Below are 18,699 nucleotides of genomic sequence, written 5' to 3'. Positions count from 1 at the left end.
TCGGGTGGACGAGGACCGCAAACTCGGTGGCCGGTACCGCTTGGAGAACGAACTCGGCCGTGGCGGCATGGCCGTCGTCTGGCGTGCCCGCGACGAGGTGCTCGACCGGCCGGTCGCGGTGAAGGTGCTGGCCGGGCACTACGCCGGCGAGCCCCGGTTCCGGGCCCGGATCCTGCACGAGGCGCGCGCGGCGGCCACCCTTTCGCACCCGAACATCGCGCAGATCTACGACTTCGGCGAATCCGACGAGAACGGCCGGCAGGTTCCGTACGTGGTGATGGAATTGATCAACGGGCCGACATTGCAACAGAAGGTCGCCCGCGGCCGGATTCCGCCGCGCACGGTCTTCCGGATCTGCGGCGAGATCGCCACCGCGCTCGCCGTGGCCCACGAGGACGGCCTGGTGCACCGGGACATCAAACTGGCCAACATCATGGTCACCGCCGGTGGGGCGAAGGTGGTGGACTTCGGCATCGCCGCGGTGGCCGGCCCCGCCTCGCCCGAAGACGCGCTGCTCGGCACCCCGGCCTACCTCGCCCCGGAACGCCTGACCGGCGGCGCCGTCGAACCCGCCTCGGACATCTACGCGCTCGGCGTGCTCCTCTACCGGCTGCTCGCCGGAGTGGCGCCCTGGAGCGCGGAGACCACCACCCAGATGCTCAGCGCGCACGTCTACCAGGAGCCGGAGCCGCTGCCGTCGCTGCCCGGCGTGCCCGCCGAGATCGCCGCGCTGGTCAACCGGTGCCTGGCCAAGGACCCGGCGGAGCGGCCGGACGCAGCCGAGGTGGCGGGCACGCTGGGTGACGCGGCCGAGGCTGCCAGCACCGATTTGGCGGTACGGGAGAGCACCGTCCCGGTCGTGCCGGCGCCGGTCGAGGCGAGTGCGGTCGACGTACCCCCCTGGTGGAAGCGGAAGAAATTGCTGGCCGCCGCCGGGCTGGCGACCGTGCTCATCGCCGTGCCGGCCCTCTGGTCCGGTCGCGACGGCGACCGCGGCGCCTCGGCGGGGATCAGCGACCTGGCGCCGGCGTCACCCGGCGTCACCAGGAAGGCGTCCGGTGCGGCGGACGTGACGCGCACTGCCGCGGCAACCGTCCGGCCGGGTCGCGTCGTGCCCGGCATGAGCGGCGGCGCGTCGGCGGTGCCGGAGCCGATGCCCTCGCTCGTGCTGCCGGAGGTGCCTTCGGATCCGGCTCCGGCACCGAGCGGCGGCAGTGTGGCCCCGCCCGTCTCGGCACCGCCGGAAGGCACCCGGCTGGAGTCGCCGGGCGGCTCGGTCCTGGCGCGCTGCGCCGACGGGAAAGCCGAACTGGTGGCCTGGGAACCGCGGCCGGGTTTCGTGGTGGAACGGGCCGCCCCCGGACCGGCGCTGGCCCCGGTGGTGGTCTTCCGAGGCGACCTGGCACGGTACCGGATGACCGTGACCTGCATCGGCGCCCGTCCCTCCGCTGTGGTGCTGCCGCTGTGACGGATCACGCGGAGTCGAGGCCTCGTTAGACTGCGGCGTAACGCGTGGTGCGAAGGGATGTCGATGACGAGCGCGATCACCCTCTGGACCCGACTGGCCCGGCTCCGGACCGGTGCCACGAGCCTGCCTCAGACGGTCCCGCAACCGTCCACACCGGCCACGCCGACGGTGCTCAACCTGGTGCCGGACCCCGGATTCCGCGGTCCGCTGGACCGGCCCTTCGAGGCCGGCGGGGTGCACGTGCACGCCCACAACTCGTGCGAGCTGGCCGAGGTCCCCGGCCGGCCCGGTGTGTCCGGCGCCCGGGTCGAGGGGGTCGGGCGGACCAACGACACGTTCATCGCGCCCGGTGGCTACGAGGCGCCCGGTGCGATGCGGCTCGGGATGCGCGCCGGGGCGACGTACACCGCCGGCGTCTCGGTCTTCCTGCCCGCGCCGCTGACCGGCGCGCTGCATCCGGCCGCGCTGCGGCTGGCGCCGGGTTGCGTCACCCAGGGCGCCCGGCGCGCCCTCAAGCCGTCGCCGCCGGCCCGCAACGAGTACGGCCACCACCGGATCAGCGTGACCTTCACGGTCCCGGCCACGGCCACCAGCGCCTGGATCAGCCTGCACAGCGGCATGGCCCGCGGCGGCGGGACAGTGCACTGGTACGACTTCGCGCTCACCGAGACCGCGGCGCCGGTCGACCACTTCGACGGGTCCACGCCGGACGATCTCTTCCACACCCACGAGTGGACCGGCGAGCCGAACGCGTCGCCGTCGCGCCGGACGTTGCGGGTGGACGCCGCTGCCACGCCGGCGGAGATCGCCGCGGAGGCCGTCCGGCTGGCCCGGGCCGGTGCCGGGGACGAGGTTCGTCACCTGCAGAGACACCTTGGCGGGGACCGGTTGGCGGCGGCTCGGATCGCGCTGGCCGAGGGGCAGGAGCAGGCCGCGGTCAAGGTGCTGCGCCGGGTCGTCAAGGCCGGCGATCCGGACGGGGCGGCGGCGTACGAGCTGGGCCGGCTCGCGCTGGCCGAGGGGGACGGGGAGAGCGCCGAGAAGCTGTTGCGCGAGGCGGTGGCCAAGCGGCCGGAGGCGTACGAGCGGGGGTACGCGCTGGCGTCCGCGTACGACCGGCTGCGGCGCTTCGAGGACAGCAAACGGGTCGCGGCCGCGGCCCTGGAGCACGACGTCAAGCTGCCGTTCGACGGTCCGGCCGTGCTCGACCTCGACGCCAGGCACTTCGGCGCCCGGCGGGACCTGGGCGTCTTCGTCGGCGAACACCTGGAGCAGATTCGGGTGCAGGCCGAGCAGCGCCTGGCCGCGCCGATCGCCAGCACCTTCGACCAGCCGATCTTCATCTACTGGGCGCAGGGTTTCGGGTCCGTGCCGCCGGTGGTGCGGGCCTGCCTGGCCGCGCTGAAGGCCAACAATCCGGGCGCCCGGGTGCACGAGCTCAGCGACGCGAACGTCGGCGCGTACGTCGACGTGCCGGAGGACCTGGTGGCCCGGCTCGACGGCGACCGGGCGCGCTTCTCCGACCTGCTGCGGATGCTGCTGCTGGAGAAGTTCGGCGGGATCTGGGTGGAGGCGACGTGCTACGTCTCCGAGCCGCTGCGCCCGCGGATCGACGCCGCCCTCGCGCAGGGAGGTGCCTTCGCCTTCAACTACACCGGGCCGTTCATCTCGAACTGGTTCCTGGCCGCCCGCCCGGACAGTTACGTGCTGCACCTGTGGCGGGCAGCGGCCCTGCTCTGGTGGGAGCTGCGCGGCGAGCTGATCGACGACTTCCTGCACCACCATCTCTTCGAGATGCTGCATCACCTGGACGAGCGGTTCCGCGCCGAGTGGGACGCCGGGCGGCGGCTGAACGCGAAACCGCCGCACGCTCTGCAGCGCGTGATGTTCCAGCCGTACGACCCGGACATGTTCCAGACGATCCGGGAGGGTGCGTTCGCGCACAAGCTGCGTCACCGCTATCCGGAGGGGGAGTTGCGCAGCGAGTCGTACCTGGCCCGCGTCATCCGGGGCGACCTGCCTTGATCCGTTTCCACAGGATCGGCCCACGGGATTCGTAGGGTGGATTCCTAAGGTTGGCGGCATGCCCGTTTTCGTGGATTCCACCGGTCGTCGCAAGCGCCTGCTCGCCGTACTCGGATTTCTGGTCGTGTTGTTCGCCGCGCTCTACATGGCCGTGGTGGGTGCGAGTGTCCTGCTGGCCTCGGATGCCGGCCTGACCACCAGAGCGACCGTGTCACCCTCGGCGTCCACTTCGGCCGGTTGACCATGCGTGGCTTCGAGCTCACCAATTGTCAACGATCCATGCCCTTATGTGATTGATGCGCAAAATGTCGTGCGGTTTGAGGCCGGGGTGGCGAGATATGCTTCGGCGCACGAAGCGGTGCTGAGTGCGCGACGAACGGGGGGTGGGTGCCCGTGAGGCTGCTGCCGCCCCAGGAGTTGCTCTCGGTGGCTGGTCTTCCACCGATGGACCCGGCAGCACATGCCGGCGGCGGCCGGCTCGTCCACGGCAAGGACGGCACCGCATTCGGGCGGGCCGATGAGAGCTGAGGCCGAATTCATCGAATCGAGCGCCGACGGGCGTACGGAATCCGTTCCGCTGTCGCACCTGTCGGTCGAGCTGGGCCATTTCTGCGGCTCGGACCCGGCTTTCCTGGCCGACAGTTTCCGGCGCATCAGTCCGTGGTTCTCCGCGGCCCGGGACGCATTGCGGTTTCCCAGGCCCCGGGTCAGCACCTGCTTCCTGATCGACGATTACTTCGGCCGGCCGGAACCGCCGCGGACGCTGATCGCCGAACTGCTCGGCGCCGCTGAAGAGGCCGGGATGACGATCGACTATCTGGTCCGTGCCTCCGGGTTCGCGGAGCCGCGGGACACCGATCCGGGTTGCTCGCTGGCCGAGCTCGTGATGGCGCGGGTGGTGGAGGATCCTCCGCCGGACACCACCGGGGCGCGCCCGCCGGTCCAGCAGTCCGGCTGGCTGTCCAACGGGCAGCGGTCGCCCTCGCCGTGGGCGCCGCCCGCGGAGAACGCCGCCACGGATCATTCGATCTTCGCCGACATCGAGTTGTGGAATGCCGGCTCCGACGGCCGGCGGTGGTCCTGCGCGATGCTGGCCTCGGTGTGGCAGCTCCTCCGGCTCGGCGTCCTGCGGGACCACGGACGCCGGGTGGCGGTGCCGGAGCCGCTTCCCGCCGGCCTGCCGCACGACTGGCGCGAGCTTCCGGTGGTTTCCCAGGTCAGCGACCGTGCCGCGCCCTTCACCGCCTATCGGACGATGACCGTCTGCGCCCCGCTGTTCCTGCCGGTCGAGAACGCCATCCGGACGATTCTCCAGCAGGTGGCGATCGAACCGGCGGTGCTCGGCCAGCTCGCCGCGCGGGCCACCGCTGAGCACCTCGATCTGCCGGCAGCAGTGGTCGATCGGATCGAGTACCTCTTCGTCGACACCGGACCGGTGCGTGATGCTGATTCTCGGTGAGGTGCAGACCACCGCCCTGCGGCACTCCGGCAGCGTGCCCCGCGAGCTGGCGGAGAGCGCGCTCGGGCTGGTGGCGGGCGAGCGGGTCCGGGTCTCCGAGCGCCCGGTCAGCTACGCGACCAGCCCTGATGTCCTCACCGGGGTGGACTGTTCCCTGGCCGCCCGGCCGGGTGCCCGTGGCGTGGGCACGCTGACCGGCCGGGTCTGCCTGACCGGTGGCCTGGTCCTGCAGGGCTCGGTGCTGGCCCCGATCGATCCGGTCGCTGCCGGCCGGCGGCAGCCCTGGTCGCACTACCTCGCCCGGCCGGGTGTGGTGGAGGCGATCGGGCGGGCCGACCTGCCCGGGGTCGTGGCCACACATCTCGCCTCGGGCCGGGACGTCTCCACGATGGGGATGGGTGCGTTCGCTGCGCGGCTCCTGGACGACGTGCAAGGCTGTCCGGCGCTGGACCGGCATACGCCGATCCGGGCGCGCCGCACCGTCCTCCGGTGGGCCGCGCTGCACGACGAGGAGGTCGACGGCGTTCGGGTCCGTTTCACCGTGCGCGAGGACGGGCTGCGTACCGTGTTTCTGCTTCTCGGATCGCAGGAGACGGCGGAGATCGCCGACCTCTGCGAGGACCTGGCGATGCACGACTGGCTGCTGACCGCTCTGTTGTCTGTCATCGACCACAGCCGGATCGGCGTGGCGGAGCCGGCGCACAGCGTGGAACGGCTGCGGCCCGCCGTCGACCGCCTGCTGCACCTGTGGATGCCGGCGGCGCGGCTCGGCGGATTCGCGCCGGCGGTCTGGGGTGCTCTGGAGGACCGGCCCGGCCTGTCCCGGCAGTGGGAGGCGTCGGTGCAGCGGATCCGGGATCAGATGGCGATGGCGGCGGCGCTGGCCACCCGCACCGCCGGGGCTCCACAGCTCTTTCCTTGACCATTTCGACCTTGATTTGTCAAGACCGAATCATTCAATACCGCGATGTTTTCCAAAGTCGCAGAACTGAGCGGGCGAAGGGGTGACGAGTAGTCTGCTTGGAGTGCCGTGAGTCATGGCGTATGGTCGTGCCTCGCTTCCGCGGAATGGGCCGCGCTGGCATTGATCATGGTCATGACTTCCGGCTGACGAGAATGCGCCTTGCCTTTCGGCGCAGGAACGGTGGGTAGCGGTGATGAAGTCCGGAGACGCCGTGGCTGAGCGGCAAACCGCTGGTGTCGAGCCCGGTCCACCAGGCTCTGCCTTGGAAGTGAGCACGCTGCGCACCGGTGAGCAGCTGGAGGCCGCCGCGCGGCTGCTGTGGGCGGTCTGGGAGGCGCGCACCGCTGCGGAGCGGACCCAGGTGATCAGCACCAGCATGCTGCGCACCCTGGCCCACACCGGCAACTACGTGGCCGGCGCTTTCCTCGGCGAACAGATGATCGGCTGTACCGTCGGCTTCCTCGAGACCGGATCCGGTCAGGTGAACAGCCTGCATTCGCACATCACCGGGGTCCATCAGCCGGAACGCAATCGGGGTACGGGTTTCGCGCTCAAACGGCACCAGCGGCAGTGGGCCCTGGAGAACGGGCTCGACCTGGTCACCTGGACCTTCGACCCGTTGGTCTCCCGTAACGCGTACTTCAATCTCTGCAAGCTGGGCGGCACCGTCACCGATTACCGGCCGGACTTCTACGGGCAGATGGACGACGGCGCCAACACCGGCGACCGCACCGACCGGCTCCTGGTCGAGTGGACCCTGCGCGCCGAATGGGTCGAGCGGGCGATGGACAACGACGACCCGGGCCTGCGGCGGCACGCCTCGGTCGAGCCGGGCGCGGAGCTGATCGCGGTGCCGGAGGACATCGGCCTCCTGCGACAGACGGACCCGCTCCAGGCCCTGAACGAGCGCTTCGCCGTCCGCGACCGCTTCCTGTCCCTGTTCGCCGAGGGCTACCGCGTGGTCGGCATGACCAGAACCCGCGAATACGTCCTGCTCCCGCACGACCGCATCGCCTCTTACGAGTAATGCGGTAAAGCGCCCCGGGAAACGACCGCCGGAATGGCGCGGAATGGCCTCCGGCGCGATACCGCGCCGCATCAGAAGGCAGCACAATGCCAGCGTCGCAAAGCCCGCGGCGCGGTAGGCCACCGCCCAAGACTTGCATCGCGGCAGATCACGCGCAAACCCCACGGCGCGGCAGGTCACCGCGCAAAAACCTGCATCGCGGCGTGGGGTCTGGGGCTCGGGCCCCAGGCTGGAAAAGCACGATGGGCACCGTTCCGCGTTTTCTGCGGAAACAGGTGCCCGATCCATCGTGCCCCCGGCAGGATTCGAACCTGCGCTTTCGCCTCCGGAGGGCGACGCTCTATCCCCTGAGCTACGGGGGCCCAGTGGTTCAGAAGCCTAGCAGGCCCGCCGGAGCCATTGCCAACCGGTTCCGGCGGTGTCGCCCGTCAGCTCTGCTGAACCTCTTTGAGCAGGGAGTCGATCAGCTGGATCTCGCCCTGCTGGGCCTTGACCATGCTCTGGGCGATCCAGTCCACGTTCTCGTCGTCGGAGAGCTCCACGGCCTCCTGGGCCATGTGCACGCCGCCGAGGTGGTGTGCGCGCATCAGCGTGAGGAACTGGACGTCCAGCTCCTTGCCGGTGGCCTTGCGCAGGGCCGCCATCTGCTCGCTGGTGGCCATGCCGGGCATCAGACCGTCGACGATCGAGCCGTCCGAGTTCGGCATCCAGGCCATCGGCTCGGCCGACCCGGTGGGATCCAGATGCCAGTCACGCAGCCAGGCCTGCATGTAGCCGATCTGCGCCTGCTGGGTGGTGGCGATGTCGGCGGAGAAGGTGACGATGTGCGGGGTGTCCGAGCCGGCGTGGGCGATCATCGCCATCTCGACGGCCTGGGCGTGGTGGGTCGACATGTCCCGCAGGAAGCCGGCCTCCACCGAGTCCTCGCCCGGGGTGCGCAGGCGCGGCACCACCAGGCCGGCCGCGACGCCGAGGAGCAGGCCGACGAGGAGCACGGCCACGGCGGTGTAGCCGAACCGGCGGTTCGACGGGCCCGCCCCGGGCGCGGTCATCGCGCCCGAGGCACTGACTTCAGTCGTCATCCGGTGGGGTTGTCCATACCCGTGCCGTTGGGGGCGCCGGCGGTGATCGGGCCGGTGGTGGTGTTGCCGCTGGAGCAGGCCGCGCCCGGCTCCAGGGAGGCCTTCACCCGGGTCGTCTTGATGAACTCGTCGATCCGCGCGTCGTTCGCGTCGTCGAGCTTGAGCTGGTAGCCCCAGACCTGCACGGAGATGTTCTTGTCCAGGTTGGCGATCGGGGACATGAACATGTAGTCCTGGCCCTGGACCTTGCTCTGCAGCGCCGTGACCTGGTCGGCCGCGAGGCCCTGCTTGTACGTGATCCAGACCGCGCCGTGCTCGAGACTGTGCACCGCGTACTCGTTGGCGATCGGCTCGCTGTAGATGTCACCCATGCAGTTCTGCCAGGTCTGGTTGTGCGCGCCGCCGACCGGCGGATTCGTCACGTACGTCTGCGCGCCCTCTTTGTGGGTCTGGTCGTCGATCTGCGGGTTCTTCTGCGCCCGGTAGTTGACGACGCCCTCGATCTCGGCGACCTGCTCGTCCCACGGGCGGGAGCCCTGGACCGAGGCGAACACGCCGTAGCCGATGATGCCCACGGCGATGAGCACCACCACACCGGCGACCGCGATGGGTCCCCAGTTGCGCCCGCCGGCGACCTTCACCGGGGTGACTGGCTTGCGGCCCTTGCCACCCTTGCCGGCCGGGCGGTTGCCGCCGGGACGGTTGCCGCCGGACTTGCCCGCCGGTGGCTTGCCCTGGCCGGTGGTCTTGCCGACCTTGACCGTGGACGGGACCCGTTCGGGACCCGGCGTGCTCATACTCATCGCGCCTCGTCGATTCTTAAAATTGGGAAGGGGCGGGGCTCGGGTGGCCGCCGAACGCCGAAGTCTACCCCCGATAGCATGGCCGGGTGACTCCCGCCAACCTTGCTGACACCGTTCTCTCAGCTGCTCGTGCCGTTTTCGAGACGCGTGGACTCGACGTCGCCGCGCTGCCCGCGACCACCGCGGTGGAGCGCCCGCGCAACCCCGAGCACGGCGATTACGCCTCGACCATCGCCCTGCAGGTCGGCAAGAAGGCCGGTGTGGCGCCACGTGAGCTGGCTGCCGCGCTCGCCGAGGAGCTGGGACGACGTCCCGGGATCAAGTCGGTGGAGATCGCCGGGCCGGGCTTTCTGAACATCCGGCTGGACGCTGCCGCGGCCGGTGTCCTGGCGCGCGAGATCGTGCTCGCCGGCTCAGCTTACGGGCGTACCGACCGGCTCGCCGGCGAGCGCATCAATCTGGAGTTCGTCTCGGCCAACCCGACCGGTCCGGTGCACATCGGCGGCGTCCGGTGGGCCGCGGTCGGTGACGCCCTGTCCCGCCTGCTGCGCACCGCCGGGGCCGAGGTCGGCACCGAGTACTACTTCAACGACGCCGGCTCGCAGATCGACCGGTTCGCCCGTTCGCTGCTGGCCAGCGCGAAGGGGGAGCCGGCGCCGGAGGACGGGTACGGCGGGGCGTACATCGCCGAGATCGCGACCGAGGTGGTCAAGCAGTCCCCGGACGTGCTGGCCCAGCCCGAGGAGCAGGCGCAGGAGACGTTCCGGCAGGTCGGCGTCGAGCTGATGTTCGCCGAGATCAGGAAGACGCTCGGCGAGTTCGGCGTGCACTTCGACACGTACTTCAACGAGAAGGACCTGCACGACCGGGGTGAGCTGCAGGAGGCTCTGGACCGGCTGCGCGAGCAGGGGCACATCTACGAGCAGGACGGGGCGACCTGGCTGCGCACCACCGATTTCGGTGACGACAAGGACCGGGTGCTGCGCAAGTCCGACGGCGACTGGACGTATTTCGCCGCCGACTGCGCGTACTACCTGGACAAGCGCAAGCGCGGCTTCGACCGTGTGGTGATCATGCTGGGCGCCGACCACCACGGCTACATCGGCCGGATGAAGGCGATGGCGGCCTGCTTCGGCGACGATCCTGCGAAGAACCTGGAAATCTTGATCGGCCAGTTGGTGAGCCTGGTCCGCGACGGCGAGCCGGTACGGATGAGCAAGCGCGCCGGCACCGTGGTGACCCTGGAGGACTTCGTGGACGCGCTCGGCGTCGACGCCACCCGGTACGCGCTGGCCCGCTACTCCAGCGACTCGCCGATCGACATCGACATCGACCTGTGGACCCGCGCCACCCGGGACAACCCGGTCTACTACGTGCAGTACGTGGCCGCCCGGACCTTCAACGTGGCGATCAACGCGCACGACAAGGGTGTCACCCGCGGCGAGCCGGACGAGTTCAAGCCCGAGCTGCTCAGCCACGAGAAGGAGAACGACCTGCTCAAGGCGCTGAACGAGTACCCCGACGTGGTGGCTCGCGCGGCTGAGCAGCGGGCCCCGCACCACGTGGCCCGCTACCTCGAGGAGGTGGCCGGGGCCTACCACCGGTTCTACGACAAGTGCCTGGTGAGCCCGAAGGGCGACGATCCCGTCACGGAGACGCACCGCGCGCGGCTCTGGCTGAACGACGCCACCCGTACGGTGATCGCGAACGGTTTGGGCCTGCTGGGCGTCTCCGCCCCGGAGAGGATGTAGTCATGCGCGCACACGAGGCCGGGGCCCTGCACGGAGACCTCGGCAGTCGCGGGCCGGCCTGGCTGCGTACCCCGGAGGATGTCAACAACCTGGTGCCGCAACTGTGGCCGCGGACCGTGACCCGGACCGAGGCCGGGTCCCTGGAGATCGGTGGGGTGAACGTCGCCGATCTGGCGGCCGACTACGGCACCCCGGCCTACCTCCTCGACGAGGAGGATCTGCGGGCCCGCTGCCGGGACTTCGCGGCGGCCTTCGCCGGCGCCGACGTCTACTACGCGGGCAAGTCGTTCCTCTGCAAGGCGGTGGTCCGGGTCGTCGACGAGGAGGGCCTCTTCCTGGACGTCTGCTCCGGTGGCGAGCTGGCGGTGGCGCTGGCGGCCGGGTTCCCGCCCGAGCGGCTCGGCTTCCACGGCAACAACAAGTCGGTGTCCGAGCTGTCCCGCGCGGTGGAAGCAGGCGTCGGCCGGATCATCGTCGATTCGTTCCACGAGATCGACCGGTTGACAGAGATATCAAAAAAGTCCGGCAAGCGGCCCGGCGTGCTGATCCGGGTCACGGTCGGCGTCGAGGCGCACACCCACGAGTTCATCGCCACCGCTCACGAGGACCAGAAGTTCGGTTTCTCCCTCGCCGGCGGCGCCGCCTTCGCCGCGGCCGCGAAGATCATCGACGAGGGAGTGCTCGACCTGCGGGGCCTGCACTCGCACATCGGCTCGCAGATCTTCGACACCAGTGGTTTCGAGGTGGCCGCCCGCCGGGTTCTGGAGCTGCAGGCGCAGATCCGGGACGCTCGCGGCGTGGAGCTGCCCGAACTGGATCTCGGCGGCGGCTTCGGCATCGCGTACACCACTCAGGACGACCCGTCGACCGCCGATGACCTGGCGAAGCGGATCAACAAGATCGTCGAGTCGGAGTGCGAGCTCGCGTCGTTGCGCGTGCCGCACCTGTCGATCGAGCCGGGCCGGGCGATCGTCGGGCCCGCCGTGTTCACGCTCTACGAGGTGGGCACGGTCAAGGACGTCGACGGCATCCGGACGTACGTGAGTGTGGACGGCGGGATGAGCGACAACATCCGGACCGCGCTTTACGACGCCTCGTACTCGGCCACCGTGGCGAACCGGCGCAGCGACGCGGAGCCGATGCTCGCCCGCGTTGTGGGAAAACATTGTGAGTCCGGGGACATCGTCGTGAAGGATGAATTCCTGCCCGCCGACGTGCAGCCCGGAGATCTTATTGCGGTGCCGGGCACCGGTGCCTATTGCCGGAGCATGGCCAGCAACTACAACCACGTTCCTCGGCCGCCCGTCGTGGCGGTGCGTGACGGCGCGGCTCGCGTCATCGTGCGGCGCGAGACCGAGGACGACCTGCTTGCATTGGATGTTGGATGAGCTCAACGCGATCGGTCCGCCTCGCCCTGCTCGGCTGCGGCACCGTCGGTACTGAAGTGGTCCGGCTGCTCCATGAGCAGGCCGAGGACCTGACCGCCCGGATCGGCGCCCCGCTGGAACTGGTCGGCATCGCGGTGCGCCGGCCCGGTCGCGAGCGTGGTGACCTGCCGGTCGACCCGTCGCTGTTCACCACCGACGCGCTGGGCCTGGTCAAGCGGGACGAGGTGGACGTGGTGATCGAGGTCATCGGCGGCATCGAGCCGGCCCGGAGCTGGCTGATCGAGTCGCTGCGGGCGGGCAAGAGCGTGGTCACGGCCAACAAGGCCCTGCTGGCCGAGGACGGTGGCGCGCTGCACGACGCCGCCGCCGAGGGCGGCGCCGACCTCTATTACGAGGCGTCGGTGGCCGGCGCCATCCCGCTGCTGCGCCCGCTGCGCGAGTCGCTGCACGGCGACCGGGTCACCCAGGTCACCGGCATCGTGAACGGCACGACCAACTTCATCCTCTCGTCCATGGCAGCCACCGGGGCGGGCTTCGACGAAGCCCTCGAGGAGGCCACCGAGCTGGGGTACGCGGAAGCCGACCCGACCGCCGACGTGGAGGGTTTCGACGCCGCCGCCAAGGCCGCGATCCTCGCTTCCCTCGCCTTCCACACCCGGGTCACCGCCGCTGACGTGTTCCGTGAGGGCATGACCGGGGTGACCGCCGGCGACATGGCCAGCGCCAAGGAGATGGGCTGCACGATCAAGCTGCTGTGCATCGCTCAGCGCGGGGACGATTCGGTCTCGGTGCGGGTGCACCCGGCGATGATTCCGCTCAGCCACCCGCTGGCCGGCGTGGGCGACGCCTTCAATGCGGTCTTCGTCGAGGCCGAGGCGGCCGGTCCGCTGATGTTCTACGGCCGCGGCGCCGGGGGCCGGCCGACGGCCAGCGCGGTGCTCGGCGACATCGTCGCGGCGGCCCGCAACAAGCTGACCGGGACCCGGGCGCCGAGCGAGAGCAACTACGCGCGGCTCACGGTCCGCCCGATCGGCGAGTCGTCGACCCGCTACCACATCAGCCTCGACGTGGCCGAGCGGCCGGGCGTCCTGGCCAAGGTGGCCGGGGTCTTCGCCGACCACGAGGTCTCCATCGCGACGGTCCGGCAGTCCGGCCGTGAGGATGACGCGAAATTGGTCATCGTGACGCACAGTGCCCCGGACGCGGCGCTGGCGGCTACCGTCGAGGCACTGTCGCGACTGGACATCGTCCGGTCGATCGCGAGTGTGCTGCGTGTCGAGGGGGGAGCCGGCTAGTGCTGGACCACGTGGGGTTCCAATGTGCCGATCTTGCGGCCAGCGCATCGTTCTACGACGCGGTGCTGGCGCCGTTGGGCGGCCGCCGACTGCTGGACTTCAAGGTCGCGATCGGCTACGGGACGGACCACGCGGACTTCTGGATCGGCGAGTTCAACGAGGGTGAGGGCTTCCGCGAGTCGCACATCGCGTTTGCGGCGGCGGACCGGGCGGCGGTCGACGCCTTCCATCGGGCCGCGGTCGAGGCCGGCGCCGAGGTGCTGCACGAGCCGCGCCTGCACCCGGAGTACCACGAGCACTACTACGGCGCGTTCGTGCGCGATCCGGACGGCAACAATGTCGAGGCCGTCTGCCACCGTCCCGAATAATGGGCATCCGGTCTCAAGAACCGGATGCGTGAGGCACTCTGTGCCGGACGAATCGAGTGAGGAGCAGACCATGTGGCGGGGCTTGATTGAGGCGTACCGGGACCGGCTGCCGGTCACCGACGCCACGCCGGTGGTCTCGTTGCGCGAGGGCAACACCCCGCTGGTCCCGGCGCCGGTGCTGTCCCAGCGGGTCGGCGCGGACGTCTACCTGAAGGTGGAGGGCGCCAACCCGACCGGCTCGTTCAAGGACCGCGGCATGACCATGGCCGTCTCCAAGGCGGTCGAGGAGGGCGCGAAAGCGATCATCTGCGCCTCCACCGGCAACACCAGCGCATCGGCCGCCGCGTACGCGGCCCGGGCCGGGATCACCTGCGCGGTCCTCGTGCCGCAGGGCAAGATCGCGCTGGGCAAGCTGGCCCAGGCTCTGGTGCACGGCGCCCGGCTGCTACAGGTGGACGGCAACTTCGACGACTGCCTCGCGCTCGCCTCGAAGCTCTCCCAGGACTACCCGGTCGCGCTGGTCAACTCGGTGAACATCTTCCGCCTGCACGGGCAGAAGACGGCCTCCTTCGAGATCGTCGAGGCGCTCGGCGACGCTCCGGACATCCACTGCCTGCCGGTCGGCAACGCCGGCAACATCTCCGCGTACTGGATGGGTTACCAGGAGGACAAGGAGGCCGGAAACTCCACGAAGCTGCCGAAGATGTACGGCTTCCAGGCTTCCGGCGCGGCCCCGATCGTGAACGGCAAGGTGGTCGAGCAGCCGTCGACCATCGCCACCGCGATCCGGATCGGCAACCCGGCCAGCTGGACCAAGGCCCTCGACGCCCGTGACGCGTCCGGCGGCCTGATCTCCGCGGTCACCGACCGCGACATCCTCAACGCCTACCGGCTGCTCGCGCGCGAGGTCGGCGTCTTCGTCGAGCTGGGCAGCGCGGCCAGCGTGGCCGGTCTGCTCCAGCAGGCCGCGGCCGGGAAGATCCCGGCCGGCTCGCGGGTGGTCTGCACGGTGACCGGCCACGGTCTGAAGGACCCGGAGTGGGCCATCTCCACCGCGCCCTCACCGACTGTCATCCGGAACGACGCACTGCTTGCCGCCAAGGCACTCGACCTGGCCTGATCTCACCCGGCCCGATTCGGGTCGGAGGCCGTACCCGCCTCTCTGACCAGCAGTTCCATCGCCTTGGCGACGATCTCGAGCTCCTCGGCTGAGAGCCGGCTGAGGAGCTCGCGCTGTTTCGCCACGCCGGCGGTGATGATGCCCTCGATGAGCTCGGTGCCTGCCCTGGTGAGGCCGATGCGGCGGATCCGCCGGTCGTGCAGGTCCTCCGCGCGCGTGACCAGGTTCTGCACCACCAAGCGGTCGATCATGCCGCTGAGTGCCGCGGCGCCCACTCCCACCATGCGGGCGAGCTCGCCGCCGGGCAGGGTCCCGTGCCGGGACAGCAGCAGCATGATCTTGAGCTGCGACATCGTGAGATGCGATGAGAAGAGCGGATCCGACCGATCGTCGACGAACAGGTGCTCCAATCGAATCTGGGCACCCATGATGTCTGCGATGAGCTTTTCCTTCTGGCTCAGCGCCGGCTCCTTATGTGACGTGCAGATGGCGTATGCGCTGCCACCTCGTGACGGACGGTACCAGGGGGACCCGATCGAAAATCATTTGTTCGCGTCAGGCAAACTATCAGCATCGACCGAACTTTTCTCGGGGGAGCGCCCATGTCAGCACTGACACGGCTCAGCCTTGCCAACCGAGGTCTAGTGGCGCTGATCGCGATCGTGATCAGCGGATTCGGCCTCTACGCGATTCCGTCTCTCAAGCAGCAGCTCTTCCCTTCGATCGAGCTGCCCGCCGCCTTCGTCAGTGCGGTGCTGCCCGGCGCCTCGCCGGAAGCGGTCGAGGAACAGGTGACCAAGCCGATCGAGGACGCGGTCAAGGGCATCGACGGCATCGACAGCGTGTCGTCGACCTCCCGGGAGAACGTGTCCAGCGTCGTCGTGCTCTTCGAGTTCGGCACGGACATCGAGTCGGCGGTCAACCAGGTCACCACCTCGGTGAACCGGATCCAGTCGCAGCTGCCGGAGAGCGTCGACCCGCAGGTCTTCGCCGGCGGCACCGACGACATCCCGGCGATCGTGCTGGCCGCCTCCGGCGGTGACGACGAGAGCGACCTGCTCCGCCGGCTCAACGAGACCGTGGTGCCCGAGCTCAACGGGATCGAGGGCGTGCGGGACACGCAGGTCACCGGCGCCCGCTCCGAGCAGGTCGTGATCACGCCCAACCTGGCGAAGATGGGCGCCGCCGGGGTCAGCCCGGCCTCGCTCACCACGGTGCTGCAGAGCAACGGCGTCTCCATCCCGGCCGGTACGGTCGTGGAGGGCGACAAGTCGCTGAACGTGCAGGTCGGCACCCCGATCACGGCCGTCCAGCAGCTCCAGGACGTCTACCTGACCGGCTCGCGCGGCCCGGTGCGGCTCGGTGACGTCGCCACGGTGGAGAGCAAGCTGCCGGCCCCGGAGTCGTACACGCGGACCGACGGGGTGGACAGCCTCGGCATCGCGGTCACCGCCCGGCCGGACGGCAACCCGGTGGAGATCTCGCACGAGGTCCGGGACATGCTGGACGACCTGCAGCGCGAATCGGGCGCGACGATCACGGTCATCACCGACCAGGCGCCGTACGTGGAGCGGTCGATCCACACCCTCACCGTCGAGGGACTGCTGGGCCTCGTGATGGCCGTTCTGGTCATCCTCGTGTTCCTTCTCAGCGTCCGCTCGACGCTGGTCACCGCGGTGTCCATCCCGCTCTCCGTGCTGGTCGCGCTGATCGCCCTCTGGATCGGTGACTACACACTCAACCTGCTCACCCTCGGCGCGCTCACCATCGCGGTCGGCCGGGTGGTGGACGACTCGATCGTGGTGCTGGAGAACATCAAACGCCACCTCGAGTACGGCGAGGAGAAGGTGCACGCCATCCTCGGCGCGGTCCGCGAGGTGGCCGGCGCGGTGCTCGCGTCAACACTCACCACGGTTGCCGTCTTCGCGCCGATCGCCCTGGTCGGCGGCCTGGTCGGGCAGATCTTCTCGTCCTTCGCGATCACCGTGACGGTGGCGCTGCTGGCCTCGCTGATCGTCTCGTTGACGATCGTGCCGGTGCTGGCGTACTGGTTCCTCAAGCCGCCGCCCGCCGGCGTCGACGCCGAGGCGGTCCGTAAGGCCGCCGAGGAGAAGGAGCTGCGCAGCCCGCTGCAGCGCGGCTACCTGCCGGTGATCCGGTTCGCCACCACCCGCCGCTGGACCACGGTGCTGATCGGCATCGCGGTGCTGCTCGGCACGTTCGCCCTGAGCACCCGGCTGGAGACGAACTTCCTGGACGAGTCCGGCCAGGACAGCATCACGATCAGTCAGGAGATGCCGGCCGGCACCAGCCTGGCGGCCACCGACGAGGCGGCCAAGAAGGTCGAGACCGTGGTGGCCGGGCAGGAGGGCGTCAAGACCTACCAGGTCACCGTCGGTGGCAGCTCGGGCAACCCGTTCGCGGGTGGCGGCGGCGCCGGCACGGCGAGCTTCAGCGTGGCGCTCGAGGAGGACGTGGACGCCGCGGAGGTCTCCGACGAGCTGCGGACCAAGTTCGACGCGCTGGCCGACGCCGGTGAGATCAAGATCGGGCAGGAGGGCTCCGGGCTGGGCAGCAGCCAGCTCTCCGTCTCGGTCAACGCGGCCGACACCGAGGTCCTCGCCACCGCCACCGAGCAGGTGCGCAAGGCGATGTCCGAGGTGTCCGGGGTCTCCGACGTCGACACGTCGCTGGCCGAGAGCGTGCCGCGGCTCGACGTGGTGGTGAACCGCGAGGCGGCCGCCGAGGCGGGCGTCACCGAGGCGCAGGTCGCCCAGAGCGTCGCGGGGCTGTTCCGTGCCGCCCCGGCCGGCGAGATCAACGTCGACGGCACCACCCAGGACGTGGTGATCTCGTTCGGTGCGGCGCCGGCCAACCCGGCCGCGCTGCGTGTGATTCCGATCACCACCCCGGGTGGCGTGGTCCCGCTGGACCAGATCGCCGACGTCAAGCAGGTGGACGGCCCGGTGCAGATCAGCCGGGTCGCCGGGAACCGGACCGTCACCGTGACCGGCGCGGTCACCGGGTCGAACCTGACCCAGGTCAACCAGGACCTGACGGCGAAGCTGGACGGGCTGGACCTGCCGCCCGGCGCCGAGTACACGATCGGCGGCGTCAGTGCCGACCAGGAGGAGGCCTTCGGTCAGCTCGGCCTCGCCGTGCTGGCGGCCATCGCGATCGTCTTCGTGATCATGGTGGCCACCTTCCGCAGCCTGCTGCAGCCGGTGATCCTGCTGGTCTCCATCCCGTTCGCGGCGACCGGCGCGATCGGCCTGCTGCTGATCACCGGTACCCCGCTCGGCGTCCCGGCCCTGATCGGTGTGCTGATGCTGGTCGGCATCGTGGTCACCAACGCGATCGTGCTGATGGACCTGATCAACCACTACCGGGCGCAGGGCTACGGCGTGACGGAAGCGGTGATCGAGGGCGGCCGGCACCGGCTGCGGCCGATCCTGATGACCGCGATCGCGACCATCTTCGCGCTGATCCCGATGGCGCTCGGCCTCACCGGCGAGGGCGGCTTCATCTCCCGGCCGCTGGCCATCGTGGTGATCGGTGGTCTGGTCAGCTCCACGATCCTGACCCTGGTGCTGGTGCCGACGCTCTACACCATGGTGGAGAACCGCAAGGAGAAGTCGCGGGCCAAGCGCGCGGCGAAGCGGCTCCGCAAGGGCGAGGGCGCCGTCCCGGTTCCGGTCGGTCCGGCGGCCACGGATGTGCTGGCAGCCGCGCCGAAGGACGACACGGTGACGGACGACCCGGCTCCGGCTCCAGTGCCGGACACCGGCGACGGAGCCCGCGAGGCCTCTCCCGAGAACGGCAGCGGTGCGGCCCTGCGCGGCTACACCGACCAGTTCGAGGTGCTCAAGATGCCTCGCAAGCAGGACAAGCCGAACGAGTAGGCGTACCGAAGACCGATGCCCGGCCCTGTGCGGCCGGGCATCGGCGT

The 18,699-nt window shown here is 70.0% G+C and carries 15 protein-coding genes and 1 tRNA gene; 12 read left to right on the top strand and 4 right to left on the bottom strand.

Annotation, left to right across the window (positions count from 1 at the left end):
• The first annotated feature begins 4 nt into the window (after positions 1-4).
• The 6 genes from OHA21_RS33885 (at position 5) to OHA21_RS33860 (ending at position 6,943) form a co-directional block, all read left to right on the top strand.
• Positions 5-1,468, top strand: a complete 1,464-nt coding sequence (locus OHA21_RS33885) for a serine/threonine-protein kinase (RefSeq protein ID WP_328461916.1) — start codon at positions 5-7, stop codon at positions 1,466-1,468.
• 63 nt (positions 1,469-1,531) lie between these two features.
• Positions 1,532-3,493, top strand: a complete 1,962-nt coding sequence (locus OHA21_RS33880) for a capsular polysaccharide synthesis protein (RefSeq protein ID WP_328461914.1) — start codon at positions 1,532-1,534, stop codon at positions 3,491-3,493.
• Between the two features lie 58 nt (positions 3,494-3,551).
• On the top strand, positions 3,552-3,734 hold the full coding sequence (locus OHA21_RS33875) for a hypothetical protein (RefSeq protein ID WP_328461912.1): 183 nt from the start codon (positions 3,552-3,554) through the stop codon (positions 3,732-3,734).
• 276 nt (positions 3,735-4,010) lie between these two features.
• Positions 4,011-4,952 carry an SCO2522 family protein gene (locus OHA21_RS33870; protein WP_328461910.1) on the top strand — a complete coding sequence of 314 codons (942 nt, stop codon included), beginning with the start codon at positions 4,011-4,013 and terminating at the stop codon, positions 4,950-4,952.
• Positions 4,936-5,874 (top strand): SCO2521 family protein, encoded by a 939-nt coding sequence (locus OHA21_RS33865; protein ID WP_328478704.1) that lies wholly within the window; start codon positions 4,936-4,938, stop codon positions 5,872-5,874. The genes OHA21_RS33870 and OHA21_RS33865 overlap by 17 nt, the downstream gene beginning before the upstream one ends.
• A gap of 310 nt (positions 5,875-6,184) precedes the next feature.
• A complete protein-coding gene (locus tag OHA21_RS33860; RefSeq protein WP_328461908.1) occupies positions 6,185-6,943 on the top strand; it encodes a GNAT family N-acetyltransferase in 759 nt (252 codons plus the stop codon).
• A 290-nt stretch (positions 6,944-7,233) separates the two neighbouring features.
• On the opposite strand, the gene OHA21_RS33855 is transcribed toward OHA21_RS33860, so the two are convergent.
• The 3 genes from OHA21_RS33855 to OHA21_RS33845 form a co-directional block, all read right to left on the bottom strand.
• Positions 7,234-7,305 (bottom strand) — tRNA-Arg (locus OHA21_RS33855).
• A 66-nt stretch (positions 7,306-7,371) separates the two neighbouring features.
• Positions 7,372-8,025: a DUF305 domain-containing protein gene (locus OHA21_RS33850; protein ID WP_328461906.1), complete on the bottom strand. Its 654-nt coding sequence runs from the start codon at positions 8,023-8,025 to the stop codon at positions 7,372-7,374.
• Positions 8,022-8,828: a DUF3105 domain-containing protein gene (locus OHA21_RS33845; RefSeq protein ID WP_328461904.1), complete on the bottom strand. Its 807-nt coding sequence runs from the start codon at positions 8,826-8,828 to the stop codon at positions 8,022-8,024. Before OHA21_RS33845 ends, OHA21_RS33850 begins: the two co-directional genes overlap by 4 nt.
• A gap of 86 nt (positions 8,829-8,914) precedes the next feature.
• Between OHA21_RS33845 and argS the strand changes: the two genes are divergently transcribed.
• From argS to thrC, 5 genes are all read left to right on the top strand, one after another.
• Entirely contained in the window at positions 8,915-10,579 is a 1,665-nt protein-coding gene (gene argS / locus OHA21_RS33840; RefSeq protein WP_328461902.1) for an arginine--tRNA ligase, read from the top strand.
• 2 nt (positions 10,580-10,581) lie between these two features.
• Positions 10,582-11,967, top strand: a complete 1,386-nt coding sequence (lysA, locus tag OHA21_RS33835) for a diaminopimelate decarboxylase (protein ID WP_328461900.1) — start codon at positions 10,582-10,584, stop codon at positions 11,965-11,967.
• Positions 11,964-13,262 (top strand): homoserine dehydrogenase, encoded by a 1,299-nt coding sequence (locus OHA21_RS33830; RefSeq protein ID WP_328461898.1) that lies wholly within the window; start codon positions 11,964-11,966, stop codon positions 13,260-13,262. Before lysA ends, OHA21_RS33830 begins: the two co-directional genes overlap by 4 nt.
• On the top strand, positions 13,262-13,630 hold the full coding sequence (locus OHA21_RS33825; RefSeq protein ID WP_328461896.1) for a VOC family protein: 369 nt from the start codon (positions 13,262-13,264) through the stop codon (positions 13,628-13,630). The genes OHA21_RS33830 and OHA21_RS33825 overlap by 1 nt, the downstream gene beginning before the upstream one ends.
• A 70-nt stretch (positions 13,631-13,700) precedes the next feature.
• Complete coding sequence (gene thrC, locus OHA21_RS33820; protein ID WP_328478702.1) at positions 13,701-14,750, top strand: threonine synthase; 1,050 nt, start codon at positions 13,701-13,703, stop codon at positions 14,748-14,750.
• Positions 14,751-14,752: 2 nt separating this feature from the next.
• Here thrC and OHA21_RS33815 read toward each other — a convergent pair whose 3' ends face one another.
• Positions 14,753-15,103 (bottom strand): MarR family winged helix-turn-helix transcriptional regulator, encoded by a 351-nt coding sequence (locus tag OHA21_RS33815; RefSeq protein ID WP_328461894.1) that lies wholly within the window; start codon positions 15,101-15,103, stop codon positions 14,753-14,755.
• Between the two features lie 249 nt (positions 15,104-15,352).
• On the opposite strand from OHA21_RS33815, the gene OHA21_RS33810 reads away from it, so the two are divergent.
• Positions 15,353-18,652: an efflux RND transporter permease subunit gene (locus OHA21_RS33810; protein ID WP_328461892.1), complete on the top strand. Its 3,300-nt coding sequence runs from the start codon at positions 15,353-15,355 to the stop codon at positions 18,650-18,652.
• Positions 18,653-18,699 lie beyond the last annotated feature (47 nt).

Source organism: Actinoplanes sp. NBC_00393 (assembly GCF_036053395.1).
Lineage (GTDB): Bacteria > Actinomycetota > Actinomycetes > Mycobacteriales > Micromonosporaceae > Actinoplanes.
This window is presented reverse-complemented; position numbering and strand designations above follow the sequence as displayed.

Coding starts and splice junctions, on each gene's coding strand:
- OHA21_RS33880 (WP_328461914.1), top strand. CDS start 1,532: ATGACGAGCGCGATCACCCTCTGGACCCGACTGGCCCGGCTCCGGACC.
- OHA21_RS33875 (WP_328461912.1), top strand. CDS start 3,552: ATGCCCGTTTTCGTGGATTCCACCGGTCGTCGCAAGCGCCTGCTCGCC.
- OHA21_RS33870 (WP_328461910.1), top strand. CDS start 4,011: ATGAGAGCTGAGGCCGAATTCATCGAATCGAGCGCCGACGGGCGTACG.
- OHA21_RS33865 (WP_328478704.1), top strand. CDS start 4,936: ATGCTGATTCTCGGTGAGGTGCAGACCACCGCCCTGCGGCACTCCGGC.
- OHA21_RS33850 (WP_328461906.1), bottom strand. CDS start 8,025: ATGACGACTGAAGTCAGTGCCTCGGGCGCGATGACCGCGCCCGGGGCG.
- OHA21_RS33845 (WP_328461904.1), bottom strand. CDS start 8,828: ATGAGTATGAGCACGCCGGGTCCCGAACGGGTCCCGTCCACGGTCAAG.
- lysA (WP_328461900.1), top strand. CDS start 10,582: ATGCGCGCACACGAGGCCGGGGCCCTGCACGGAGACCTCGGCAGTCGC.
- OHA21_RS33830 (WP_328461898.1), top strand. CDS start 11,964: ATGAGCTCAACGCGATCGGTCCGCCTCGCCCTGCTCGGCTGCGGCACC.
- thrC (WP_328478702.1), top strand. CDS start 13,701: ATGTGGCGGGGCTTGATTGAGGCGTACCGGGACCGGCTGCCGGTCACC.
- OHA21_RS33815 (WP_328461894.1), bottom strand. CDS start 15,103: ATGTCGCAGCTCAAGATCATGCTGCTGCTGTCCCGGCACGGGACCCTG.
- OHA21_RS33810 (WP_328461892.1), top strand. CDS start 15,353: ATGTCAGCACTGACACGGCTCAGCCTTGCCAACCGAGGTCTAGTGGCG.